Annotated in this window: 23 protein-coding genes; 12 read left to right on the top strand and 11 right to left on the bottom strand. The window is 49.9% G+C overall.

Translation table 11 applies throughout. The annotated features are described in order from the left end of the window. Positions 1–56 precede the first annotated feature (56 nt). From ACQUQM_RS05655 to exaC, 5 genes are all read right to left on the bottom strand, one after another. Complete coding sequence (locus ACQUQM_RS05655) at positions 57–236, bottom strand: DUF3012 domain-containing protein (RefSeq protein ID WP_432473514.1); 180 nt, start codon at positions 234–236, stop codon at positions 57–59. Between the two features lie 34 nt (positions 237–270). Continuing rightward, entirely contained in the window at positions 271–684 is a 414-nt protein-coding gene (gene arfB, locus ACQUQM_RS05650; protein WP_432473513.1) for an alternative ribosome rescue aminoacyl-tRNA hydrolase ArfB, read from the bottom strand. Positions 685–759: 75 nt separating this feature from the next. After that, entirely contained in the window at positions 760–1,209 is a 450-nt protein-coding gene (locus tag ACQUQM_RS05645; RefSeq protein WP_432473512.1) for a bacteriohemerythrin, read from the bottom strand. Between the two features lie 70 nt (positions 1,210–1,279). Then, on the bottom strand, positions 1,280–4,183 hold the full coding sequence (locus ACQUQM_RS05640) for a bifunctional diguanylate cyclase/phosphodiesterase (protein WP_432473511.1): 2,904 nt from the start codon (positions 4,181–4,183) through the stop codon (positions 1,280–1,282). Positions 4,184–4,632: 449 nt separating this feature from the next. Next, a complete protein-coding gene (gene exaC / locus ACQUQM_RS05635; protein WP_432473510.1) occupies positions 4,633–6,153 on the bottom strand; it encodes an acetaldehyde dehydrogenase ExaC in 1,521 nt (506 codons plus the stop codon). 423 nt (positions 6,154–6,576) lie between these two features. On the opposite strand from exaC, the gene ACQUQM_RS05630 reads away from it, so the two are divergent. The 7 genes from ACQUQM_RS05630 to ACQUQM_RS05600 all read left to right on the top strand — a co-directional run bounded on the left by ACQUQM_RS05630 (position 6,577) and on the right by ACQUQM_RS05600 (position 13,094). Continuing rightward, a complete protein-coding gene (locus ACQUQM_RS05630; RefSeq protein WP_432473509.1) occupies positions 6,577–6,807 on the top strand; it encodes a GDCCVxC domain-containing (seleno)protein in 231 nt (76 codons plus the stop codon). Between the two features lie 23 nt (positions 6,808–6,830). After that, entirely contained in the window at positions 6,831–7,046 is a 216-nt protein-coding gene (gene merF, locus ACQUQM_RS05625) for a mercury resistance system transport protein MerF (protein ID WP_432473508.1), read from the top strand. A gap of 262 nt (positions 7,047–7,308) precedes the next feature. Then, positions 7,309–8,190 (top strand): DMT family transporter, encoded by an 882-nt coding sequence (locus ACQUQM_RS05620; RefSeq protein WP_432473507.1) that lies wholly within the window; start codon positions 7,309–7,311, stop codon positions 8,188–8,190. Positions 8,191–8,715: 525 nt separating this feature from the next. After that, entirely contained in the window at positions 8,716–10,896 is a 2,181-nt protein-coding gene (locus ACQUQM_RS05615; RefSeq protein WP_432473506.1) for a M4 family metallopeptidase, read from the top strand. 443 nt (positions 10,897–11,339) lie between these two features. After that, a complete protein-coding gene (locus ACQUQM_RS05610; protein ID WP_432473505.1) occupies positions 11,340–11,774 on the top strand; it encodes a hypothetical protein in 435 nt (144 codons plus the stop codon). Between the two features lie 318 nt (positions 11,775–12,092). After that, positions 12,093–12,566, top strand: a complete 474-nt coding sequence (locus ACQUQM_RS05605; RefSeq protein ID WP_432473504.1) for a hypothetical protein — start codon at positions 12,093–12,095, stop codon at positions 12,564–12,566. Positions 12,567–12,644: 78 nt separating this feature from the next. Next, entirely contained in the window at positions 12,645–13,094 is a 450-nt protein-coding gene (locus ACQUQM_RS05600) for a hypothetical protein (RefSeq protein WP_432473503.1), read from the top strand. Positions 13,095–13,294: 200 nt separating this feature from the next. On the opposite strand, the gene paaY is transcribed toward ACQUQM_RS05600, so the two are convergent. From paaY to ACQUQM_RS05585, 3 genes are all read right to left on the bottom strand, one after another. Next, positions 13,295–13,900: a phenylacetic acid degradation protein PaaY gene (gene paaY, locus ACQUQM_RS05595; RefSeq protein ID WP_432473502.1), complete on the bottom strand. Its 606-nt coding sequence runs from the start codon at positions 13,898–13,900 to the stop codon at positions 13,295–13,297. A gap of 150 nt (positions 13,901–14,050) precedes the next feature. Then, on the bottom strand, positions 14,051–15,721 hold the full coding sequence (gene paaN / locus ACQUQM_RS05590) for a phenylacetic acid degradation protein PaaN (protein WP_432473501.1): 1,671 nt from the start codon (positions 15,719–15,721) through the stop codon (positions 14,051–14,053). 155 nt (positions 15,722–15,876) lie between these two features. Beyond that, positions 15,877–16,323 (bottom strand): flavodoxin domain-containing protein, encoded by a 447-nt coding sequence (locus tag ACQUQM_RS05585; RefSeq protein ID WP_432473500.1) that lies wholly within the window; start codon positions 16,321–16,323, stop codon positions 15,877–15,879. A gap of 305 nt (positions 16,324–16,628) precedes the next feature. Between ACQUQM_RS05585 and ACQUQM_RS05580 the strand changes: the two genes are divergently transcribed. From ACQUQM_RS05580 to ACQUQM_RS05570, 3 genes are all read left to right on the top strand, one after another. Next, a complete protein-coding gene (locus tag ACQUQM_RS05580; protein ID WP_432473499.1) occupies positions 16,629–17,387 on the top strand; it encodes a Phenylacetic acid catabolic protein in 759 nt (252 codons plus the stop codon). A 304-nt stretch (positions 17,388–17,691) separates the two neighbouring features. Next, a complete protein-coding gene (locus ACQUQM_RS05575; RefSeq protein ID WP_432473498.1) occupies positions 17,692–18,891 on the top strand; it encodes a Bcr/CflA family multidrug efflux MFS transporter in 1,200 nt (399 codons plus the stop codon). A gap of 88 nt (positions 18,892–18,979) precedes the next feature. Then, positions 18,980–19,525, top strand: a complete 546-nt coding sequence (locus ACQUQM_RS05570; protein ID WP_432473497.1) for a hydrolase — start codon at positions 18,980–18,982, stop codon at positions 19,523–19,525. Between the two features lie 118 nt (positions 19,526–19,643). On the opposite strand, the gene ACQUQM_RS05565 is transcribed toward ACQUQM_RS05570, so the two are convergent. Then, positions 19,644–20,555, bottom strand: a complete 912-nt coding sequence (locus tag ACQUQM_RS05565; RefSeq protein WP_432473496.1) for a LysR substrate-binding domain-containing protein — start codon at positions 20,553–20,555, stop codon at positions 19,644–19,646. 221 nt (positions 20,556–20,776) lie between these two features. Between ACQUQM_RS05565 and ACQUQM_RS05560 the strand changes: the two genes are divergently transcribed. Beyond that, positions 20,777–21,478, top strand: a complete 702-nt coding sequence (locus ACQUQM_RS05560) for a CoA transferase subunit A (RefSeq protein ID WP_432473495.1) — start codon at positions 20,777–20,779, stop codon at positions 21,476–21,478. Between the two features lie 86 nt (positions 21,479–21,564). Further along, entirely contained in the window at positions 21,565–22,224 is a 660-nt protein-coding gene (locus ACQUQM_RS05555) for a CoA transferase subunit B (protein WP_432473494.1), read from the top strand. 181 nt (positions 22,225–22,405) lie between these two features. Here the strand turns inward: ACQUQM_RS05555 and ACQUQM_RS05550 are convergent, their stop codons facing one another. Then, positions 22,406–22,741 carry a hypothetical protein gene (locus tag ACQUQM_RS05550; RefSeq protein WP_432473493.1) on the bottom strand — a complete coding sequence of 112 codons (336 nt, stop codon included), beginning with the start codon at positions 22,739–22,741 and terminating at the stop codon, positions 22,406–22,408. Positions 22,742–22,815: 74 nt separating this feature from the next. Further along, on the bottom strand, positions 22,816–24,717 hold the full coding sequence (dsbD, locus tag ACQUQM_RS05545) for a protein-disulfide reductase DsbD (protein WP_432473492.1): 1,902 nt from the start codon (positions 24,715–24,717) through the stop codon (positions 22,816–22,818). Positions 24,718–24,829 lie beyond the last annotated feature (112 nt).

Genomic DNA, 24,829 nt, shown 5'->3' with positions numbered 1-24,829 from the left:
AAAGCCGCCCTTTCGAATACAAAAGGGCGGCTTTTTATTAAATCCAGGATCTCAGATTACAAAATACAGTGCCTGGCAAAGTCTTTCGCTTCATTGCCCGACCATTCTCCTTTCGGCTTCTCTTTCAGCTCGGCGCACCACTCTTTACTGCCGACTTCCGGCGAACAGCCCTGCAGTGCCACCAGAGAGAACCCAAGTACGGTCGCCAGCGCGACTGATTTAACTGTTTTCTTCATCGTTAATCCTTAAAAACTGATTTTGATTGTTTGCTTAATCTGACACTCTGCCGCGCAGGGACTTCACCTTACCGCGCTTAGTCTTACTGTCCATGCGGCGCCGTTGCGAGCCTTTAGTAGGCTTAGTGGCGCGGCGGGTTTTCTGTACCACTGAAGCACTTTTAATCAACGCCTGAAGGCGATTTAAAGCGTCTTCACGGTTTTTTTCCTGGGTGCGAAACTGCTGTGCTTTTATGATGATCACGCCATCTTTGGTGATACGCTGATCTTTCAGGTTGAGCAACCGCTCTTTATAGAACTCAGGCAGCGAAGAGGCCCTGATATCAAACCGCAGATGGATCGCAGATGAAACTTTATTGACGTTCTGACCACCACTGCCCTGGGCCCGGATGGCCGTCAGTTCTATATCATCGTCAGAAAGAGTTACAGCATTCGATATAATTAACACAGTTCAGCCCGGCCGGAATATTAAGGTAATTGTAACAGCCCGGCATCTTTCAGGCAGCTGAATCTGAACGTTTTTTTAGCTGAGGTCTTCCGGATATTTACGCAGGAACTGCGCCATCTTTGAATCCGTTTTAACCAGATGTTCAATCACCCACTCCCGTGCCAGACTGATAATCTCAGCATCCAGCTTGGCATGAATCTCATCGGGGCTGGCCATCGCATCGCCGACACCGACGACTTCATGAATTTTGCTGTAGATTGTTTCCAGGTGGTCAACTATATTCTGATGCTCAATTTTATGATCGGCATAATAGGGGTATCGGATCTTCAGCTGAATTTTCTCTTCCCGTTCGAAATGCTCGCGGGTGTAATCCACCAGCTGGCGAAAAAATATCGGCAGAAACTTGAGATTTTCCGGCTTACTCAGCGCCAGTTCTACTGAGTTAAACAAGGCGATCAGATATTTGTGATCCAGATCGATCAGGTCATTACCGGTGGCGAGTTGCTGCTTCCATACTACAGGCATACTGCTTACCTCATCTTGGCGCCGGTTTTTCCGTACGCTTTAGTTGATCATTAATAACATTCGGGCAGAGTCAAACCAGCTCCCTGTCAGACACACTATTTCGGACATGCTCGCGCTTAATCAACGCAATTACGGTATCTAAAGGTACCGCTCTTGAATAGAGAAAACCCTGACTTTCATCACAACCTGAAGCGATCAGGTAGTCTCTTTGCTCCGGTGTTTCGACGCCTTCGGCAAGCGTCCGGATGTTCAGTTTCTGGGCCAGACTCAGAATAGAAGTGGCGATAGAAGCGTCTTCAGCTCTCCCTGGCAGGTGTCGAACAAAGCCCCGATCGATTTTCAACTGATCAATCGGCAACCGGGCCAGATAACCCAGACTTGAATGCTTAGTCGCAAAGTCATCGATGGCGATGCGCACACCCTGCCGGTGAATCTGCTGCAGAATATCCTGAATAGCTTCCAGATCCTGCTCAATCAGCGCACTTTCTTTGATCTCCAGTATCAGTCTTTGCGGGGTAATACCGCTCTCTGTTATCGCCTGAACCACCTGCTTCGGTAGCTCTGCGCTCAGCTGACGGCCTGAAACATTTACCGCAACAGACAGCTGTTCGGCGCCTGGTTCAGACCATTGCTGCGCATGCAGACATGCCGTTTTCAGCACCCACTCACCTAAAGGCACGATCAAACCGGTCTCTTCGGCCAACGGGATAAACTGTTCCGGCATTAGTAGCATGCCCATTTTGTCGGGCCAACGTAACAGTGCTTCAAAGCCGACCAGTTTGCCACCTTGCATACTGTACTGGGGCTGGTAATACAGCTGCAGAGCCTGCTGACTGACCGCCTGCTTTAACTCTTTCTCCATCGCCAGTCGGTTACCGACCGCTTCACTCATACTCTGAGCGAAGAACTGATAGGTATTGCGCCCCTTCTGCTTGGCCTGATACATCGCAGTATCAGCGTTCTTCAGCAAAGTGTTCTCATCCATTCCGTCATCAGGATATACAGCAATACCTATCGTAGGCGTCAACTGTAACGCCTCACCGGCGAGAGTGATCGGACTGGATAAAGTATTGATAATACGTTCTACAAAATTTGCGACCGAGGCATGTATATTTTTTCCGGTTTGCCCCATCACTACGACGAACTCATCGCCACCGAGACGACTAACCAGATCCACCTCGCGCACCTCATCACTCAGACGACGTGCGGTCGTTATCAGCACCTGATCGCCGATACCGTGGCCGTAGGTATCGTTGATCTGTTTGAAATGATCCAGATCGATAAAAATCACCGCCAGACGATAATCAGGATCCCGTTTCGACACGGCGATCTCATGGTACATGCGCATTGACAACATGCGCCGGTTGGCCAGATCGGTCAGCGAGTCATACTGCGCCATATGCTCCATCTGCTCTTCGAACAATTTACGCTGACTGATATCGGTGAAAGTCCCGATATAGTTTTCGATCTCACCGGCCGCGTTACAGTAGGTGGTTATGGATAATGATTGCGGGAAAAGATCACCGTTTTTACGCTGATTCCACATCTCTCCATGCCACTTACCAGTGCTCTGCAATGTCTGCCACATCGCTTCATAGAACCCCTTATCCTGACGACCCGATGAGAGTATGCGGGGGCTTCGCCCTTTAACTTCATCAAAACTGTAACCGGTAATCCGGGTAAAAGAATCGTTAATCCGGATAATCCGATTCTGAGCATCCGTCAGCATAATCCCCTCATGGGCCGCATCGACAATACGGGCGCTGACCTCGAGAGATTTTTCATTCGCCCGCAAAATCTGATTCTGCTGCTCGATATCACTCTGGAATGCAACAAAGCTCTGCTTAAGCCAAAGCGAATAGCGTCGAATGGCATACCCGGCAAGCCCCAGAATAAACATCAGATATATCAACAGCTGGCCACTGTCCTGACTTTTCTGCTGATTCAGGCCGATCCGCTCCTGCTCCAGCAACTGCAGATTGGCATCTGAATAGCCCCCTGCCAGAATGGTCCAGCCCCACAGTGACAACGGTTTGAAATAGAGCAGCTGGTCTTTGCCAAGGGAACCATCCAGGCGATACCAATCTGCCCGCTGGAAGCCTTCGGTGTCAGCCTGCAACATAATTTGTGACAAGGCATCTTTATCCCTGCCACGAGGTAACTGAGACAGATGCATCCCGGCAAAGTTATCGATCCCCTGCCCAGACAACATCAAACCATCACGGTCGAGTACAGCCAGGTAGCCGTCATCGCCAAAGCTGATCGTATTCAGATGATCCAGTATCCGCCGCTGCTGATCACGCTGAATCTGGTACAGATAATCCCCGGCGCCGACCAGCCAGTTAAAGGGTTCAAAACGTTCGATATAAGTAATTTTATCCTGCATCCGGGTCTTATCTTCCGGCGGATACCAGCGATACTCGGCATAACCAGAGCCACTTTTCGAGTTAATAATTTCGATAAAGCGTCGTACAAAAAAATTACCCTGGTCATCTTTAAGGTCATACATCGAGCTGCCTTCCAGACCAGGAGAGGGAGGTAATAACAAACTATTGCCATCTTTATCTCCGATAAAAATGTAACCCCGCCCACTAAAGAAACGTACTCCTCGTAACGCCTCCAGGATCATCCGCTTTACTTCGGCTTCACTATGACTGCCTTTATTCTGCTCATAAACAGACCTGGCAACCGCCAGCGCCTGTTTCACCTGACTACGTGACTCCTGCCTGAGAATCTGCTCTGCCTGGCTATATTGTTGTTCAATGAAGGCGGCTGCGTCATCGACCTCTATCTGTAGCCGCTTATTGATCTGCACTTCGATAGAATGCTGCAGCGCGCCCAGGCGTTGCTGGCTCTTAAGGTGATTTGAGATTAGGAAATAGGCCGCCAGTGTAACCAGCAGAATTACAATCGCGCTAAACACGCCCCACATAAGGGCCAGATTCGGCTTACGATATTCCTTGCCAATAGCCATACAGCTGTCCTGTACCTGATAACTAAACCCATCCCGACTATATTCTGGGCGACGGCTTCAGCTTAACCAGCAAGAGCTAAAAATCATATTCAAATCAATAACTCAGTTACCCATCTTGGGCAAGATGGTCAACCCGGTTCATGGCTAGAGAAAGCAAAAAGCCTGTTTAAGACGGTTCAGGGATAAATTTTCAAGAACAAACTATAAGATAGCCTGACGAAAAAAGACGGCCCGCAGGGCCGCCAAAGAACACCGACAAATCCCCTGACAAAGGGGCTCCCGATAAGCAGTAATGGAGGCCGCTTAAGGGCAGGTGCAGAGTGCAACACAAGCTATGAACAGCCCGTTGCAAGTGCGAATCTCCAAACAACGACGAAAGGAGACGAAGAAACGGGGCAGATAAACAGCCCCGTTAAATTGCTTCAGCTTTGCAGCTGCAACCGACCGGCTTAGAAGAAGCCCAGTGGGTTGATATCGTAGCTCACCAGCATGTTCTTGGTCTGCTGATAGTGATCCAGCATCATCTTGTGTGTTTCACGACCAACACCGGACTTCTTATAGCCACCGAACGCTGCGTGAGCAGGATACAGGTGGTAACAGTTAGTCCATACACGACCGGCCTCGATACCACGACCCATGCGGTAAGACAGGTTCATATCGCGGGTCCAGACACCGGCACCCAGACCAAACTCTGTATCGTTGGCGATAGCCAGCGCTTCAGCTTCATCTTTAAAGGTTGCTACAGCGACGACAGGTCCGAAGATCTCTTCCTGGAATACACGCATCTTATTGTGGCCCTTCATCAGCGTAGGCTGAATGTAGTAACCGGAGTCGTACTCACCACCGTTTGCATGCGCTTCGCCACCGATCAGGAACTCAGCACCTTCTTCCTTACCAATCTCCATGTAAGACAGAATCTTCTCAAACTGCTGCTGGGACGCCTGAGCACCGACCATTGTTTCTGTATCCAGCGGGTTACCACGCTTGATCTGCTGTGCACGTTCTACGACCTTAGCAATGAACTGATCGTAGATGCTTTCCTGAACCAGCAAACGGGAAGGACAAGTACAGACTTCACCCTGGTTAAAGAATGCCAGTACAGCACCTTCAACCGCTTTGCTTACAAATTCATCTTCCTGATCCATTACATCGGCAAAGTAGATGTTTGGTGACTTACCACCCAGCTCTACGGTAGACGGAATAATATTTTCAGCAGCACACTTAAGAATGTGCGAACCAACAGGAGTCGAACCGGTGAATGCGATCTTAGCGATACGGGTACTTGTCGCCAGCGCTTCGCCTGCTTCCTTACCGAAACCGTTAACCACGTTCAGTACGCCAGGTGGCAGCAGGTCACCAATCACTTCCATCAGTTTCAGGATGGAAACCGGCGTCTGCTCGGCAGGCTTCAGTACGATACAGTTACCGGTAACCAGTGCCGGCGCCAGTTTCCATGCAGCCATCAGCAGCGGGAAGTTCCATGGAATAATCTGACCAACTACACCCAGCGGCTCATGAAACTGGTAAGACACTGTGTTCTGATCAATCTCACCGATAGAACCTTCCTGAGCACGGATACAACCGGCATAGTAGCGGAAGTGATCGACACACAATGGTACGTCAGCAGCCAGAGTTTCACGGACAGCCTTACCGTTATCCCAGGTTTCAGCAACAGCCAGCAGCTCAAGGTTCTGCTCGATACGATCGGCAATCTTCAGCAGGATGTTGGAACGCTCTGTCACTGACGTGCTACCCCAGGCAGCTTTAGCCGCATGGGCTGCATCCAGCGCCAGATTAATATCTTCTTCAGTAGAACGTGGGATTTCACAAAACGCTTCGCCGGTTACCGGAGTTGTATTCTGAAAGTACTGACCTTTTACCGGGGCAACCCACTCGCCGCCAATAAAGTTTGCATAACGATCTTTAAAAGAAACGACGGAACCTTCGGTTCCTGGCTGTGAATAGATCATGTGTCTAAGCCTCATTTTTTTGTTATAGCCCAGTGGAGACACCGGGTTGATTGACTACTGATGGAGCCATATTAGCGATCAATACGCTGCTCCAGATATCCTTCCTTGGCACAGAAAAAATACTTATTTAGTAGTAGTTTCTAGTAGTAGTTTTTAGCGCCAGACCACAAACGAAGCCTTTCAGGCTAGTTCAGATCAGAACAAACGCAAGAAATTCAGCACGTTAGTTGATCTGTCTTTAGGGACAAAAAGCTAAAACAAAAGCGAAAACAAAAGCTGAAACAAAAAAAGAACTCGGTTAACCGTCGCATACCGGGTTGTATACCTATATACCTTCTTTCCAATATTCCTTGATACCGATGCCCGTTCTACAATGACTGTCAGGCAAGCTTCGCATAACTGTTCCTCGCTTTAGGAATAATTATGAACGACAAGATTATTTTAGAATCGACCATCAAGTGCCCCCACTGCAGCCATGCAAAAACAGAAACCATGCCGACAGATGCCTGCCAGTGGCTCTATGAGTGTGAAAGTTGCGGCTCCCTGCTAAAACCTAAACAGGGTGACTGCTGCGTATACTGTTCATATGGCACTGCTCCCTGCCCACCGATACAACAAGGCTCACACTGCAGCACGTCCGGGCAGGAAACATAAGCTATGCCAACAGGTGAATCAAAATGCCGCAGGAAAACACGAACAGATCCCTTCTCAAAACAGGTCTCATTGGCACAGTTATCACCGGGCTCTGCTGTTTTACACCTGTTCTGGTGTTACTGCTCGAAGTCGTCGGTTTAATATCTATTGCGGTCTATCTGGATTATGTTCTCCTGCCACTGTTCGGCATTTTTATCTGTATCACCATCTACACGCTTATTCGTCCAAACCAGCCATAAAAGCTGGCACGAAAAATCTTCCTTCTTGGTTGTGAATACTTTGTTTTGGCACTCTGCCAGTAACTCAAGATTCAAATAAAGTGATGATCCGGATGCATCACTTTCTCTGGTTTCATAGGTTCTGTTATTTCGCTCTGTTATGCTCTCGCTCGTCAGATGAATAACTGCTCATTGTATTTATGGCTGTAGTTATGGCTGTAGTTATGGCTGTAGTTATGGCTAGTTATGAAGTTGTTAAACAAACCGTCAGGATGCCAAGACCTTGGACAACAATAGAAACCCGGCAGCAATCGCCGCCTTATGGATGGTGGGAACCTTAGCCTCATTTATGCTAATGGCTATCGCTGGCAGAGAACTGGCCGGAGAACTTAGCACCTTTCAGATTCTCTTTTTCCGTAGCGTAATCGGCCTGCTGATCATTGGCTACCTGCTACACCTTAAAGGCTGGCATCAAATTCGCACTGGCGCGACAAAGACCCATATACTGCGAAATATCGCTCATTTTGGCGGACAGTTCGGTTGGTTTTACGGCCTGGCCTTCATCCCCCTGGCCGAGGTCTTCGCGATTGAGTTCACCGTACCGGTATGGACCGCGATACTGGCTGTATTTATTTTGGGCGAAAGACTGTCCGGCCCCCGCCTTATCGCCATCGGTCTGGGAATTACGGGAATGCTGATCATATTACGCCCGGGAATGGAGGTCATGGAACCTGCGGCACTGGCCGTTTTGGCGGGAGCCATCTGCTACAGCATCGCCTACATCAAAACCAAAAGGCTTGCCCATATAGACAGCCCTCTGTGTATCTTGTTTTACATGACGGTTGTGCAACTACCCATAGGGCTTATCGCAGCGCTATATGATTGGCAATCCCCCGCCCTGGCCGTCTGGCCCTGGATTCTGCTGGTTGGCGTAACCGCGCTGACCGCACACTACTGCATCACCCGGGCGATGCAGCTAATGGACGCCACAGTGGTAGTTCCGATGGACTTTTTACGCCTGCCGCTGATCGCCGGCGTCGGTTACCTGCTTTACAGCGAGCCCCTGGATTGGGCAATTTTATGCGGTGCATTGATTATGCTGATCGGTAACTTTATCAGCATCCGGGCGGAGAAAAGGAAACTTGCGAAGGCTTTATCCGAATGATGCTTTAGCAGACTGATGCAAACTCTGTTTACGGAGTAATTGAGTGAGCTCATCAGACTAATGTGATTTAGAAGACTCTTAAGTTTTTTCGAACAACGAGCAAGCAGCGTTCTTTGCTGCGTTCAAGCCACGAGCTACCGTTTGTTGGGCTTCGCTGCTCTCAGATCAACCTACTATTCTTACAGCGTGATGGAGTGAGCCCCAGCAGACTAATGCTGGCTTAGAAGGCTCCTAAGTTTTTTCGAGCAACGAGCAAGCAACTTGTTGTGTTCGAACAACGAGCAACTATTTTATTTGCTGCGTTCGAGCCACGAATAACGAATCTTTCACTATAGAATCGCTGATCATCATTAGCGCTCTGCTCGCTATATAGCATATTCAGATCCGTAATCACGCGGCAAAATCCAGACTATACTGCAGGAATATTCTAACAATAATAGTGTTGCCAAGGGGGGGGCAGGCTGCCCTTGGGTAATGAGACCGCTTGTGCGTGCCGTTGGTAACCGGCATTCAGGAGAAGTCGCTGTGTTTTCCAAAATGTTTTTCCTGCTCTTCACCGTTCTGTTAACGCTTACAAGTAGTTCCACATTCGCCGCTGAACGTCAGACACTGAGCAACAACTCTCAGGTACTGCAACAAATTCGTAACTCCCCCAATCTTCACGCTGCATTCGGTCTGGCGCAACACGAAACGCTGGCCCTGGCCAAAGAAAAAACCGACCAACAAGGTTTTAGCCATAGCCGCTATCAGCAAACCTATATGGGAGTCCCGGTGTGGGGAGAAGCCGTAGTTATTAGCCGCGACCAGTCCGGCAGAACGATTAACGTGCACGGGCGATTAATTCGCAATCTTACCGATGGAATAACCAATACCACTCCCAGTCTTAAGCAAAGTGATGCGCTCAACGCCATGAAAAACCTGGCTCAAAAGCGGAGAAACAGCTTTGCTGAACTTACATTCAGTAACTCGTCGTCCGGGCTGGTGATCTATCTTAATGGAGAGTTCCCAACGCTCGCCTATGCGATAAGTTTTTTTGCAGATACTGATGAAGGCGGAGACCCGACACGCCCAACCTTCATCGTCGATGCTCACAGTGGACAAGTAATTTTTGAATATGAAGGGCTGACCCATGCAGATGGCACAGGCCCCGGCGGTAACGAGAAGACGGACCCCGATGGTCCCTACTACTATGGCACGGGAGGCTTAGGCTTCCTCGATGTAGCTCAGGACACAACTACCTGTACGATGGACAACGCGAACGTTAAAACAGTGGACCTGGATCACGGCACTACCGGTTCAACCCCTTTCTCGTTTAGCTGCCATGAGAACACCCACAAAGCGATCAACGGCGCCTACAGCCCATTGAATGACGCCCATTATTTCGGCGGTGTAGTGTTTGATATGTATAACCAATGGCTGGGCGAAGCCCCGCTGACATTCCAGTTAACGATGCGAGTCCACTACAGTAACAACTACGAGAATGCCTTCTGGAATGGTTCATCGATGACCTTTGGTGACGGTGCCACGATATTCTACCCTCTGGTCAGCCTGGATGTATCCGCTCACGAGGTGAGTCACGGCTACACCGAGCAAAACTCGGGTCTGATCTATTCCGGCCAGTCAGGTGGTATCAACGAAGCGTTCTCCGACATGGCAGGTGAAGCCGCTGAATTCTTTATGAACCAGGACGAAGACTTTCTGGTCGGCGCCGATATTTTCCAAGCTCCGAATCAGGCGCTACGCTATATGGCCAACCCGCCTTTAGATGGCTCTTCAATCGGCCACGCCTCCGACTATTTCAGTGGCATGGACGTGCATCATTCCAGCGGCGTTTACAACAAGGCCTTCTACCTCCTGGCGAATACTGAAGGCTGGGATGTGCGTAAAACGTTCGAACTCTTTGCCTATGCCAACAGGCATATCTGGGGCCCAAGCGAAACATTTGATACTGCTTACGATGGAGTACTGACGGCTGCCGGTTTGCTGGGTTATTCCAACACTGACATTACAAATATCAATGAGTCATTTGCACTGGTTGGTATACCAAGACCGCCCCCAGGCCCGGTGTGCGACACCGCTGAAAATATTCCGCTCCCGCCCCTCAACAACGGGGTCTCAACAGGCAGTTTCAGTGCCGATGCCGGAGAATGGAACTGCTGGATAATCAATGTTGCCCCAGGCGCGACTAATCTGGATGTGGTGCTGCGCAGCACAGTAAAAGGCCGCAATAAGAATTCCGGTGATGGCGACCTGTATATCAAGCATGGCGGTACCCCAATGGTCGATCCAACTGCGATCCCATTGCCTATCGATAACGCTGATTGCAGCTCCTACTCTTATAACAGTGAAGAGCGCTGCACCATTGCCTCGCCAGCTGCAGGCGATTGGTATCTCGCGGTCTACGCTTTTTATAACGTTCCTTCAGTGGCACTGAAAGGTACTTACACCACCGATAGCAACGAACCGCCTTCAGGTGATATCACACTGACAGCAAGCGAAAAAGGCGGCAGAAACAAGAAGTTTGTTAACCTGACCTGGGATGGAGCCAGCACGGATAATGTCGAGATCTCCCGTAACGGTTCTTCCATAGCGGTCACCACGAATGACGGCTCTTACAAGGACAACACAGGAAGTGCTGGCGATACATATATCCTTTGTGAAACAGGAACCGCCTCTGACTGCTCCGCGTCGGTTCAAGCCAACTAGGATCGATACTTAAGGGTTGCAGCCTGACACCCGCTTCCCCCTTTGCGGTACAGTTCATGCCATAGGTGGAAGCGGCCTCAAACGCAAAGACAGCATGGGGGTGACGGATTTATCCGACATCATCAACGCACTGGTTTTACCCCAGTTTATCGAACACCTGGTTAATAGCAGTCTGAGTTAGATTTCGCTTTTTCTAACCACCAGCAAGTTGCGCAGTAACGTTCTAGCGAGGAAAACTTGTTTTCCAGTCTAGCCACTGCTCTTCATCCAGCAAGACGCGTCGCGGCGGTCTGGCCTCCGCTACTTTCAACGACCCAGATCAAGAGGTACCTCTTAATAGCAGCGACAGGCAACCTCCCTTCCGGTAATATGTAATTCACTTTTATAAATGCGCTTACGAAAAAAATTTCGCTTGAACAAGCCTGACAAAGAAGACGTGAATAATGAACGATAGTAAAGCCCTGGCCCTTTCGCCGCTGATAACGCCTTTTGCGTTTACAATCTACGCTTACTTTGCAGATATCTCTGGTTTCAACATGGATGCCGGTATTCTGACCTTTATCGGCTATTTCTTAGGGGTGGCGTTTGCCAGTATTCCGGTGGCGTACCTGTATATGTTTTTCATCGGCTATCGCTTTTACCGTCTGATTCTGAAAAAGAAGAAGGTTAACTTTTTCACCCTGACTATTGGCGGAATTTTTGTTGCTGATATCCCAATGCTTCTTATCTGGCCAGCAGCGGAAGTAACTGGCTCAACCGGCTTCTACACCACTTTCCAACTATTCTCTTTCTGTGGTTTCATGGTAGGCCTGAGCTTCTGGGTATTACTCAATTACGACCGCATGCGCGGCACCGAGAAAAAACTGACTGAGCAATAATAACTTCATCCTGATCGATACCACCCGCCCTTCTTACGAAGCTCTAACCAAAAAAGCCTTCCCCACAGTAATGAAGAAGGCTTTTCGCTTTTTCTAGCCACTAGCAAGCGCGAAGCGCGTTCTAGAAGCTGCTTTGCAGCGTTCTAGCCACTGCCCTTTTGGTCTAGCCACTCAAAAGCTTCTTTTGCAGAGGAAAACCCCTGCCGCCAATAGGGCAAGCTGCTGCCGTCAAAAGAGCAAATCTATCGGTACAATCCCTCTCAGCCCCCTGTTGCTGCATCTCTAACATCACGATACTAATCTGGCACGGATATCGCCTTGTGGTTGAAAGCAAAAGCAATTACAGATCAGGATTTAGACATGCCAATAATGGGACCTATCGCCATCAGCAGTCCGAACGTACGTTTGATTACTCCCCCTGAAGGGCCGATCGATTTATCAGACAAACTTCCGACCTCCCTTTCCCTTCATAAGCTGGATGAAAACCGGCAGGTATCGCGTGAACTGTGGGAAAAGCAGATTAACACCCCGCAAAATACAGTTATTGAGTTGCAAGGCGAGATAATTGCAACCTTTGGCGATAACGGTTTCCAGACTTTTTTCAAGGGCAGTGATGGACGACTTGTTCAACCAGGCTCGAGTCAATATGAAGTGATAGCGGCATTAAAAAGCAAATATGGCGCTGCACTGGATATCAGCATCTTCCCTGCCGGAACAGGCCCCACTGAAGCAGACATATTTGAACAAAAACATGGTTACAGACCGCAACCGCCAATTAACACTCACACATAAAGAACCGACGAATAAGCGCTTAAGGCACGGCTGTATCGTCCATTGTCAGGTACTCCAACTGGATCATCAGGAGCAAACATGCAAATTAATAGCGCTTCGTACACAGCTCTGGCGACACAAGCACTTAAAAAGGACAACAGTTTGTCGCCCAATAAAGTGCAATCGTCACAGCCCGCACAAGAAAGGCCATCGACACGAGAACTGGCAAAAACCATTGACCCTACAAACATGAGTCGAAATGATGCCGCCGCTTTAGGTGATGCCTTAGCTCGTTCCGGTGATACCGAGCTTGGTATGTTCTTTATGGCGCAATCAATGATTTTGGTAAATGAAAACGGTAACTTGCGCACGGCCACTGAAACCGATCCAATCATGAATGAGCCATTTAATATGTTCGATTCATTAAAAAGCCAGATCGAATTTGCCAGAACGAAAGCGTTATCGACGGATACATTAGAGGGAGCCCTTGAATTTCTGAAGAAATTTCAACTGGCAGGAGTAACTCCTGAGATTAACCTATACACGTAACAATATAGAGAAGCGCTAATCAGGGCTGGAGTACAGTTAATCCGCCGTCCCTTACGAAGCCTAAAATATAAAGCCTTCCCCAGAGTAATGAAGAAGGCTTTTCGCTTTTTCTAGCCACTAACAAGCGCGCAGCACGTTCTAGCAGCTGCTTTGCAGCGTTCTAGCCACTGCCTTCTAGCAGCTGCTTTGCAGCGTTCTGGCTACTTGTCAGATTTATACTTCGGAATTACGCCGTCCATCCCTACCTGCAATCGTGGCCGGTCCGCCTCGACTTCTGTCAGCGCATCGACTTGCTGCATAGTATTCATGCTGCGTACCGCAAGATCCTGGTACTGACGGGTACCGGCAGATTTCCAGTCGATCTCTTTGTCGGTCAGCTGTTTGATTACTTTGGCCGGAGAGCCGGCAACCAGTGTACGTGGCGCTACGTCCATTGAGGCTTTGACGAAAGACATTGCAGCGACAATTGAGGATTCACCAATCACCGCACCGTCCATGATTACAGAGTTCATACCGACCAGTGCGTTTTTACCTATTACACAGCCATGCAGCACTGCGCCGTGGCCGATATGGCCATCTTCTTCGACGATAGTATCTGCTCCTGGAAAACCATGCATTACGCAGGTGTCCTGCAGGTTTGCGCCTTTCTTGAGTACCAGACGACCGAAGTCACCCCGCAGACAAGCCGCCGGACCAACGTAGCAACCGGGACCGACTATTACATCACCGATCAACACCGCTGTCGGGTGTACGAATGCGGTCGGGTCAACGACCGGGGTAATGCCATCGATTGAATAGACTTTCATGATTTTATCCCTGCTTCTGGTAAATATACCCAGCTTTTTAACAAAAAAAGGGAGCCGAAGCTCCCTTTTCAATATTCTGGTATCTCTGCTTCAGCCATTACTTTAGCTGATTTTAATATACAGGAATACCCCTATTCGACGCTAATTCAACTAAGCAGAATGCTTACGGCTCTGAACTACGCGAAAACGATTTGCTACATAGGCAAGGTCTGACAGACAAGCGTTCGCCGCCGGGTTGCAGCCAGTGGCATGGAAGTCACTGAATGCCGCACTCTGGTTGACGAACACTCCGCCGGTCAGGTTGCTGGACAGGGCTACACCGCAATCCAGCGCTGCTTCTTCGATCTGATCCAGTACCGCATCAGTCGTGGAGTAGCAGCCCATGGTGATCGCACCGTGGTTGCTGACTGCTTTATGCGCCAGCTGTACTGAGTGGTCCGTGCTTTCGGTCCTGATCAGGAAAGTGATCGGGCCGAACAGCTCTTCCATATAGGTATCTTCTTTGTCCGCATCGATACTCAGGAGCAGCGGGCTGCGCATACGCGCCTCTTTGAACCATGGATTCACCGGACGGTCAGAGTCACGTACTACATTGCCCAGTGCTTTGGCATTGTCGACCCGCTTATCGGTGACGTCAGCCTGGATACAGCCCAGTACCATGCCCGCACGTTCCGGATCAGACAAGAACTTGTCCAGACCGGTTGCCAGTGCAGAAGCAACATCATCAAAGCTCTTGTGCCCCTGATCCGTCTCGATACCGCCCGCCGGAATGAAGATATCCTGCGGCGTGGTACACATCTGCCCGGAGTACAGGCTCAGGGTAAACGACAGGTTCTGGATCATGCCCTTAAAGTTGTCGGTGGAATCGACGATGATGGTGTTCACACCGGCTTTCTCGGTATACACCTGTGCCTGCGGGCAGTTCTGCTCCAGCCAGTCACCAAAGGCGGTGTTACCGGTAAAGTCGATCAGCTTCACAGCAGCGTGCTGAGCCAGTTCTTTGGTGCATGGCTGTGCCGGATCAGCATCGATTACCATGGATACGATATGTGGCGGCAGGCCCTGCTCTTCCAGTACCTGCTGTGCGATCTGGATAGAGATCGCGGCTGGCAGGATACCGGCTGGGTGTGGCTTAACGACAACAGGATTACCCGTAACCAGGGAAGCAAACATACCCGGATAGGTATTCCAGGTCGGGAAGGTCGAGCAACCGATTACCAGACCGACACCGCGACCAACGACAGTAAATTTCTTATCCAGCACCAGTGGATCATGCTTACCCTGTGGCTTAGTCCAGGTAGCGCTACCCGGTGCGCTGGTCATCGCTTCGTAGCCGTAAGCCACTGCTTCAAGACCACGGTCCTGGGCATGCGGGCCACCGGCCTGGAAGGCCATCATGAAGCCCTGACCGGAGGTGTGCATCACACCGTAGCCAATTTCAAAGCTGCGGGCGTTGATGCGCTTCAGGATCTCAAGGCAGATCGCGGCACGGGCATCGACACCGATATCGCGCCAGGCTTTCTGGGCGTCTTTCATCGCTGGCAGCAGCACATCGATATCAACGGTCGGGTACTTCACGCCCAGATCGAAACCGTAAGGCGATACTTCGCTGCCCGCTTCGCCGGTGATACCCGGCATTTTCAGTTCAAATGAGCCATTGAGGTGCGCTTTAAACGCCGCCTGACCATCTTTGTCGGCGGTCTCGCCGTACTTGCGCGGGCTCGGGCTCTCCGGGTACGGGCTCCAGTAATCACGGGTACGGATCGCCTTCAGTGCACCTTGTAATGTTTCCTGATGCTGCTCAAACAATGACTGGCTCATAATAATTCTCTTTTTCTATGTTGCGAAAACCGGCTTCACGCTTGCCTACCGGCTTTCTAAGCAAAAGGCCGTGTCGATGACACAGCCTCACTGTATTTTATAAGTATATTTGTAGCGTATTTTTTCGATTACTTCATCTCAAAAAGTTCTGAGCATTAAAGTTCCGACATAAATTCTTTCGCCCAGTCTAATGCGTCTTCATCTGGCAGCGGCTGGGTACAGGCATCGATCTCTAAACGCTCGCCGACACGCAGTGCACCGCGGGCGGCAAATACCGCATCCATGTCCTTACCGGCCTGACAGAAAGTCTGGTGGTAGGTCTGGTCGCCCAGGGCTACGATACCGTACTTAAGGTGGGACAGGTCCATATCCCCCTCTTTCAGGGCGTCATGCAATGGGATGATATTATCCGGCAGCTCGCCGTCGCCGTGGGTGGAGCAACAGATAATCAGAATCTCACGGCTGGCCAGATCAAGCTCGTCCAGTTCCGGCTCTTCATGTACCACTACATCATGATCGATACCCAGCTCATCGCTCAGGGTATCCGCGACCATCTGGGCGTTTCCGGATTCAGTTCCTACCAGGATTGCGATATCAGCCATAGTTCCTCTCGCATCTTCTATTCTGTGCAACCTGCCTTATTGAGCCCCTCAAGTGAGCAGTTCAGCAGTATAGCCAGATAACTTTTATTCGATTGGAACTAAAGATACACCAAACAAAGTGATACGGAAAGAATATTTATAAACATTGTTATTGTATCTCTTTGTGGTTTTGCGTTAATCTTGTAGGCATCGAACATAACCAGTCTGTCACTGCATACAGCACAGACTGCTAAATAACATCAGATAGAACAGATTTCTGCTCTAATCTGATCGCACTGCGAATAATGTGAGAGGCTTCTATGGCGATGGATGACAAAGCTCTGATGGAACGCATCAGCAATGATGAAATGATTCAACGTGGTGAGGAACTGCCTAAAGGCTATCGTTCCGAGCTGATGCGATTGATGGTGGTCTTTGTTGACTCCCAGCTGGCTGGTGCCGCAGGATTCGCCAACATGATCAACCATGGTCCGGGCCTGCGTGAGCGTCGTACCGCAGCCCAGATCGTTGCTGACCGTTTTGATCATGCTGAAAAAGTACTTGATCTGCTTAAGGACTTTAATGTCGAGCCGCGCCTGTATGTTTCCTCGCATGCCTGGGCGTCCCGCCTGGATCGCACCGTCGATCTTGGCAACCGCCGCATCGGTGGAGACAAGCGTCTGAACGTATTCCACTACCCGCTGGAAGGCTGGGTCGACGCGCTGGTACTGAACACCCTGATGGGCACCGCATCCAGTGTGCAGCTTGGTGAGTTGCGCCACGCATCTTACGCACCACTAGCTGAAGCGATGGTTGAGATCGTTAAGTCTGAGCAAGCACATATCGAAATGGGTGAAAAAGGCTTGCAGGATGCGATCGACCATAACGGCACTGCCGCAGCACAAGCCGCTGTCGATTACTGGTACCCTCGTGTTGCTGCGACCTTTGGTCGTGCTGACTCTGAACACACTGCCCGCTTTAAGCAGTATGGCCTGATCAAACAGAGCAACGATACCCGCCTGACCGCCTGGGAAGGCCAGGTCAATGACCTGCTGGGTCGTATGGGGCTGGCTGTTCCTGCTTAAGGCTAATGGTTCCGGCTTAATCAGCCGGAGCTTTATGCTTTAGAAACATGTTTTAAAATTTGGTTTTTACCGTTTGGTTTCCACAACCAATCTTCACTTGGTTTTTAAGGCGCTTCTATACAGAAGCTAATTTAAAGACTATGCCCTTTTGGCAGGCCGTTGGCCTGCCATTTTTTTTCTTATGTGAAATACTGTTGTTCCAACGGTAACTTTGTACCGGCTATGCCACTGATGAATAATTGCCAAAAGTGTAAAAACTGACACAATGCCCAGCCTGCAGTATTTCATCAGCCACGGAGCCAGAATGTTTAAACCGCAATCAACCGCTGTTATCGTCACTTTGGCCGCCGTGGTTGCGCTGGGCCCGCTATCGACTGATATGTACCTGCCGACCCTGCCGGATCTGACCTCTGTATTTAATACCAGCACTGAACGGGTACAGGTCACTCTATCGGTTTTTCTCTATGGTTTTGCAGTAGCGCAATTAATTTATGGACCTTTGGCAGATCGCCTGGGTCGTAAGCCGGTGTTACTGGCGGGGCTGATTTTATTTACACTAGCCTCATACGGCTGCTCCCAGGCAACAACCATTGAACAACTGATCCTGTTCCGCTTCCTGCAAGCATTGGGGGCTTGTGGTGGCCCGGTACTGGGCCGAACCATGGTGCGGGATATTCACGGCCCGGTTAATTCCGCCAAAGTACTTTCGATGATGGGCACAATAATGGCACTGGCGCCTGCCATCGCACCGATTATCGGTGGTTATATGGTGATCTGGTTCGACTGGAGCTCTACCTTTATATTCCTCACCTGCTATGGCATCGCAGCTATACTGCTGATTACTCTGAAAATACCCGAATCTCTCAGCCCGGAAAACCGAAGCTCACTTAAACCAGCCACAATCCTCAGCAATTACAGTACCCTGTTTAAAAACCGGATATACCTGGGCTATAGCTTAAGTTGCAGTTGCGTATACGCCGGACTGTTTGCTTTTTTGTCCGGCTCCTCTTTTGTTCTTATCGATTATTTTAAGATTCAACCAGAACACTATGGCTGGTTTTATGCCTTGGTTACCGGTGGATATATGACCGGCACCCAGATTGCCCAGCGAATAGGCCCGGTTATTGGTATCAACACTTTACTGCAGCGTGGCACGCTACTGGGTGCAGTCGCTGGATTGGCTATGCTAATCCCGGCCCTGCTTGATATTCATAACCTTTGGCTGACGATAGCAACGCAAGTGCTGTTTATGATTGCTATGGGAATCGTTATGCCTTTGTCTATGGCCGGCGCGATGGCACCATTTCCCGCGATTGCCGGCACGGCCTCATCACTGCTTGGCTTTATTCAGTCGCTTATTGCGGCAACCGCAGGCCTTGTGGTTGGCCACTATCACAGTGGAACGCCAACTACTATGGCCGTCACCATCGCAGTAATGGGCTGTTTTTCCTTACTGAGTTTTGCCGTGCTGGTTAAACCGGCTACGGCTACAGCTAAATCCTGATATCCAATACCAGAGAGATAGCCAAACTAAAGATCAGGGTATATCCTGACGCCCCTAAACTGGAATCCATAAGTGCTGGAGAACCTCTATGCTGATCTACCCTAACTCATCCTGCCTGCTGGTTATCGATATTCAGGAAAAGCTGGTGCCTGCAGTTCATGACAATGAGACTCTGGTCGCCAACACCCGCTGGCTGGCTGAAGTCGCTAAACTGGCTAAAGTTCCGGTGCTGACTTCAGAGCAATATCCACGGGGACTGGGTCGTACAGTAGAGCAACTGCGCGATGTGCTACCGGAGGATGGCTATATGGAAAAGCTGCACTTCTCTTGTATGTCTGATCCTTCCTGTAATGAAAAGATTAATAGCATCCGCCCCAATCAGGTGGTTATCGCCGGTATGGAAGCCCATATCTGTGTCCTGCAGACCGCCATTCAGCTAAAACAGCAAGCCCGCGAAGTCTACGTAGTTGCCGATTGCGTGTCATCCCGCAATCCGGAAGACAAAGCGATGGCACTGGAGCGTATGCGCACCTGCGGTATCCATATTGTCACTAAAGAGATGGTTGGCTTTGAGTGGATGCAGCAGTCGGGTACACCTGAATTCAAAGAGTTCAGCATGAATTTCCTGCGCTGATATCACAGCTACAAAAAAAAGAGCCTTTATGGCTCTTTTTTTATCGTTATTAAAAAGTGAACTGTAATCAGGAAATCTATACCCCCAGACTCCCAAGGAGGCTATACCGGCACAACCCCTACAGCTGAATATGCTCGGTCAGATCCATTGCTGAACGCTGAACAATATCCTGCAGACTCTGCGCTGCTGTCGACAACGGATAGCGTCTGCGGGTGACGATACCCACCTGTCGCGACATCACCGGTGTATTCAGCTCTCGGCACTCGGCTCCCAACTCACGCATCTGCCGCAGACAAAGCGAAGGTACCGCACTGACACCAAGCCCGGTTGCCACCATGCGTCCAATGGTCGCCAACTGATGGGTTTCAAACTCTGGCGCAACCTGTAGCCCGAGCTGACGCAGTTTATTCTCAATCAAAAGCCTGATGCTAGAGGGCCTTTGCAACGCGATGAAGTCCCCTTTGAGCAGCAACTCCCAGGGAATGACCTTTAACTCTGCCAGCTCATCCAGCGGTGACACAACAGCGACGAAACGATCATCAAACAGCGGACTAAAACTCAGGTCTTCCGAGCGACCGGGATCAAAGGTTATACCGAGTTCTACTACACCGTTGCGCACCATATCAACTACATCTTCGGCGATTACATCATTCACAGTGACACTGACATTTGGGTAAAGCTGACGATAATCACGAATTATATTCGGCAACATACTGCTGGCAAATGAGGGCATCGCCGCCAGCATTACCCGACCACGATTCAGGGCGAAACGCTGCTGCAGATCTTCCAGCGCTACGTCCCACTCCATCAGCATGCGCTGCGCTACAGGGTAGAACTCCTCACCCTCAGGGGTTAGCGCGATCGCCCGGGTCGTTCGACTTAGCAACGCGCCACCCACCTCCTCTTCAAGGTTTTTTATGGCGATACTCAACGCTGGCTGGGACAGATACACCTGAGCACAAGCCTCAGTAAAGCTTTGAGTACGGGCGACTGCCACAAACGCCCTGACCTGTTTCAGAGTGATATTCATAGAGCTCCTTTGTCTCTAACAACAGCCACAACAACAGTATGACCCTTATCTATTTATTTAAAAATTTTATAAAACTGTAAAATCATTAAATTTGATAAATAAGATGCAGTATATGAGACTTAAGTCATTCTTTAAACAGGTATCTGGTGTTCCGTTTTACGGAGCAGTCCCTGCCAGATACCGCCTTATAACAAGAAAGCACCTAAAGTGGAGTGGCACTAATGTCTGGTTTCAACAAAGTTGTAAACAGCTACGAAGAAGCGATGGCAGGCCTGGAAGATGGCATGACTGTTATCGCTGGCGGATTCGGCCTTTGCGGTATTCCTGAGAACCTGATCGCAGAGATCAAAAAGAAGGGTACTACAGGTCTTACTGTTGTATCGAATAACTGCGGTGTCGATGGTTTCGGTCTCGGCGTACTGCTGGTTGATCGCCAGATCAAGAAAATGGTCTCTTCTTATGTCGGTGAGAACGCCCTGTTCGAAAAGCAGCTACTTGCTGGCGAACTGGAAGTTGAACTTACGCCTCAGGGCACACTGGCAGAAAAGATGCGCGCCGGCGGCGCTGGCATCCCGGCATTTTTCACCGCTACCGGTTATGGCACCCCTGTTGGCGAGGGTAAAGAAGTTCGCGAATTCAATGGCCGTAACTACATTCTTGAAGAATCCATTACTGGCGATTTTGCCATTGTAAAAGGCTGGAAAGCAGACACCTACGGCAACGTAGTTTACCGCGACACTGCCCAGAACTTTAACCCGATGGCAGCAACTGCCGGCAAGATCACCGTGGTTGAAGTAGAAGAGATCGTAGAACCAGGTGAGCTGAATCCAACAGAGATTCAAACGCCAGGCATCTACGTTAACCGGGTAATCAAAGGCTCATTTGAGAAGCGCATCGAGCAGCGCACTGTGCGTCAGGGTTAATCCCTGAACCTCTCAATAACGGTAAATTACTAACTAACATAATGGCTGCGCCCTACTGCGCACCCGATATGGAGATGAGGAAAATTATGTCACTCTCTCGTGAACAGATGGCACAACGTGTTGCCCGCGAACTGCAAGATGGTTTTTATGTAAATCTGGGTATCGGTATCCCTACCCTGGTCGCTAACTTCATTCCTGAAGGTATGGAAGTGATGTTGCAGTCTGAAAACGGCCTGCTGGGTATGGGTCAATTCCCGACTGAAGATGAGATCGACGCTGATATGATCAACGCCGGTAAGCAGACAGTAACCGCCGTCACCGGCGCATCTATCTTCTCATCTGCTGAGTCTTTCGCCATGATCCGTGGTGGTCACGTCGACCTGACCGTACTGGGCGCATTCGAATGCGACGTTAACGGTAACATCGCTTCCTGGATGATCCCTGGCAAGCTGATCAAAGGCATGGGCGGCGCGATGGATCTGGTTGCCGGCGCTGACAATATCATCGTTACCATGACCCATGCATCTAAGCATGGCGAGTCTAAGTTGCTGACTAATTGCTCCCTGCCACTGACCGGCCAGGGCTGCATCAAGAAGGTACTGACCGATCTGGCCTATCTGGAAATCAAAGATGGCGCATTCCACCTGATCGAACGCGCTCCCGGCGTTTCTGTGGAAGAGATCATCGAAAAGACTGAAGGCAAGCTGATTGTTCCGGATCACGTGCCAGAAATGACTTTTGCTTAAAACGACAGACATAAAAAAGGCCTCTTTTAAGAGGCCTTTTTTGTATTTGTGAGAGCGACAGTATCGGCACGAGGGCGTGCCTCCCACAGTCAGGAGGGCCGTAGGTTGGTTTGAGTGCAACGAAACCCAGCATTACATAAGACTGTTGTTGGGCATCGCTCCGCTCAGACCAACCTACAAATCACTCGGCAGGCACAGTAAACTTATAAAACTCTTGGTTCATATATACCGCCACGTCGGCGACATCTTCCGGGAACCAGCCAACATCCAGGTTAGTATTGCATCCCTCAACCTGGGCTTCCAGCTTGGCGTAAGTGGTTACCTTACGATCGGAACGCTCGTAAAAGGCGGTATCGTGGCAAGTTTCACAGGTTATATCCGTACGATGCTCCCCCTGATAAGTGCGTTCTATCTGCACCTCATCGTACAACTCTTTGCCGCTATCCGGATCAACAGCCAGGGCACTGCCTGACAAGCCAATTAACAACGCAGTTACAGCAAACAGGTTCTTATACATAACATCCTCCATGAATTATCTTATTTTCAGGGAGGATCATCAGACAGCTACAGCCGCTGCACAACCAAAACTCCCTAGCGGTTTAATATAGCGACATGTTTAACAAAAACCTGAGGATCGATGACGCCGATCAGTGTCATATCCGGCTTCAGCTGGCCAGTCTTATCGAAGAAGATCAGGGCCGGCGGCCCGATTACACTGTAGTTTTTGTTCAGCAGCTTCGACTCTTTATCATTCGCAGTAACATCGACTTTAATGCGTAGAAAATCCTGCAACGACTGTTGAACGCCACTATCAGCAAAGGTAACCAGATCAAGCTCAACACAGGAGATACACCAGTCAGCATAGAAATCCAGCATCACCGGCTGACCTTTGGCCGTAGCGTTGGCCAGATACTGATCAAGCTCCTGCTGCCGGGTCACCGTAATGAAAGACATTTTATCTGCAGCAGCCTGCACACCGGAACTGGCAGTCACCCCCTGCAACGGGGTTAGCAAACTCTTGCCGCCGGTCAGGCCACCAATAAACAGCGTACCGCCATACAGCATTAACACCACGCCAATGCCTTTCCAAAAGAAACTCCAGCCGGACGCTCCATCTTTCAAACGATCCAGCGCTTTCATATGTACAGAGGCTACCAACAGAATCACCGCATACAGCAGCAGTGCAACATTGTCTGCAATAACCCGATCAAGCATCCACACCGCCAGCAATAGCATCATCACACCAAAACCGGCTTTGACGCTATCCATCCAGCCGCCAGCTTTTGGCAGTAATTTACCCGCAGAGGCACCGACAATAAGCAGTGGCACGCCCATACCCAGGCTGAGACTGAACAGTGCCGCGCCACCTAGTAGCGGATCACCGGTCTGACCGATATAGATCAAAGCCCCAGCTAATGGTGCTGCCATACAAGGTCCAACAATCAGCGCTGACAGGAAGCCCATCACCGCAACCCCCATCAGGGTGCCGCCTTTCTGATGGTTGCTCATCTTATTCAGGCGGCTCTGCCAACTGTTTGGTAGCTGCAAGTCGTAAAAACCGAACATAGAAAGCGAAAGCAAAACAAAGATCAAACTGAAGAAGCCGATAATCCAGGCGTTCTGGAAAGCCGCCTGCAGGTTTTCACCGAATAGGCCGGCGATCACACCGGCAATGGTATAGGTAACCGAAACCGCCAGCACATAAACCAGAGAGAGGAAAAAACCATGGCCCGCGGTCACTCTGTGCCCCTGCCCTGCAATGATACTGGAAAGAATCGGAATCATAGGAAAGACACAGGGGGTCAGCGCTAACGCTAAACCCGCCACAAAAAATGCCCCCAGAGTCAGTAACACACTGCTTGAAGATAACATCCGGGCAAACTGGTCCTGCTCGCTGACGATTGGCTGATCACGCGTAACTGAACTGCCGCCAGCATTGGTCGGCGTAGTTGTATCAACATCGGTGGAATCAACAACAGCTGGCACTATCGTCACACTTCCGGCCGGAGGCACCGCCGCCAGGTTGATCTGCTTAGTCACCGGAGGGTAACAGATACCGCCATCCCAGCAGCCCTGGTAAGTGACCGTCAGTTGCTCATCAACCGCCTTGTCACTACTGCTCGAGAAATTAATATCAACCAGCGCCTGGTTGTAATAAACCTCGACCTGACCAAACAGTGGATCGTCCTTAGGTTTGGATGGCGAATACTGACGTCCTGACTCTGTCAGCTGATCACTCTCACTCAGCTGGATCTTATCGCGGTACAGGTAATATCCGTCCTTCACTTGCCAGATAAGTTTCAGCTGCCCCGGCGTCGGCTGTTCATATTCAAAAACAAAGGCCTGTTCAACATCAACCGGGCCATCACCGGAACTGAATGGATTAGCATTATCAAACAACCCGGCCTGCGCAACTGGCGAAAGGGTTATTAATAGCAGCGACAAGAGCGTCGCAAAATAGCTGATAATGGAGTTCTTATATGTTACGAACACTGTAAGCCCTTAATTTATAAGTCAGATCTGTGAGCCAATTGACATCATAACGGCCCCGGAGTTCGATCTGTTAGCAAAATTCAACGCTATAAAACTTATTAGAATAAGCCAA

Origin of the sequence: Amphritea sp. HPY (assembly GCF_050870985.1) — a bacterium.
Taxonomy (GTDB): domain Bacteria; phylum Pseudomonadota; class Gammaproteobacteria; order Pseudomonadales; family Balneatricaceae; genus Amphritea.
This window is presented reverse-complemented; position numbering and strand designations above follow the sequence as displayed.

Bases quoted from the DNA above. Each gene is read 5' to 3' on its own strand.
- ACQUQM_RS05655 (WP_432473514.1), bottom strand. From the start codon at position 236: ATGAAGAAAACAGTTAAATCAGTCGCGCTGGCGACCGTACTTGGGTTC.
- ACQUQM_RS05645 (WP_432473512.1), bottom strand. From the start codon at position 1,209: ATGCCTGTAGTATGGAAGCAGCAACTCGCCACCGGTAATGACCTGATC.
- ACQUQM_RS05640 (WP_432473511.1), bottom strand. From the start codon at position 4,183: ATGGCTATTGGCAAGGAATATCGTAAGCCGAATCTGGCCCTTATGTGG.
- exaC (WP_432473510.1), bottom strand. From the start codon at position 6,153: ATGATCTATTCACAGCCAGGAACCGAAGGTTCCGTCGTTTCTTTTAAA.
- ACQUQM_RS05630 (WP_432473509.1), top strand. From the start codon at position 6,577: ATGAACGACAAGATTATTTTAGAATCGACCATCAAGTGCCCCCACTGC.
- merF (WP_432473508.1), top strand. From the start codon at position 6,831: ATGCCGCAGGAAAACACGAACAGATCCCTTCTCAAAACAGGTCTCATT.
- ACQUQM_RS05610 (WP_432473505.1), top strand. From the start codon at position 11,340: ATGAACGATAGTAAAGCCCTGGCCCTTTCGCCGCTGATAACGCCTTTT.
- ACQUQM_RS05600 (WP_432473503.1), top strand. From the start codon at position 12,645: ATGCAAATTAATAGCGCTTCGTACACAGCTCTGGCGACACAAGCACTT.
- paaY (WP_432473502.1), bottom strand. From the start codon at position 13,900: ATGAAAGTCTATTCAATCGATGGCATTACCCCGGTCGTTGACCCGACC.
- paaN (WP_432473501.1), bottom strand. From the start codon at position 15,721: ATGAGCCAGTCATTGTTTGAGCAGCATCAGGAAACATTACAAGGTGCA.
- ACQUQM_RS05585 (WP_432473500.1), bottom strand. From the start codon at position 16,323: ATGGCTGATATCGCAATCCTGGTAGGAACTGAATCCGGAAACGCCCAG.
- ACQUQM_RS05580 (WP_432473499.1), top strand. From the start codon at position 16,629: ATGGATGACAAAGCTCTGATGGAACGCATCAGCAATGATGAAATGATT.
- ACQUQM_RS05575 (WP_432473498.1), top strand. From the start codon at position 17,692: ATGTTTAAACCGCAATCAACCGCTGTTATCGTCACTTTGGCCGCCGTG.
- ACQUQM_RS05570 (WP_432473497.1), top strand. From the start codon at position 18,980: ATGCTGATCTACCCTAACTCATCCTGCCTGCTGGTTATCGATATTCAG.
- ACQUQM_RS05565 (WP_432473496.1), bottom strand. From the start codon at position 20,555: ATGAATATCACTCTGAAACAGGTCAGGGCGTTTGTGGCAGTCGCCCGT.
- ACQUQM_RS05560 (WP_432473495.1), top strand. From the start codon at position 20,777: ATGTCTGGTTTCAACAAAGTTGTAAACAGCTACGAAGAAGCGATGGCA.
- ACQUQM_RS05555 (WP_432473494.1), top strand. From the start codon at position 21,565: ATGTCACTCTCTCGTGAACAGATGGCACAACGTGTTGCCCGCGAACTG.
- ACQUQM_RS05550 (WP_432473493.1), bottom strand. From the start codon at position 22,741: ATGTATAAGAACCTGTTTGCTGTAACTGCGTTGTTAATTGGCTTGTCA.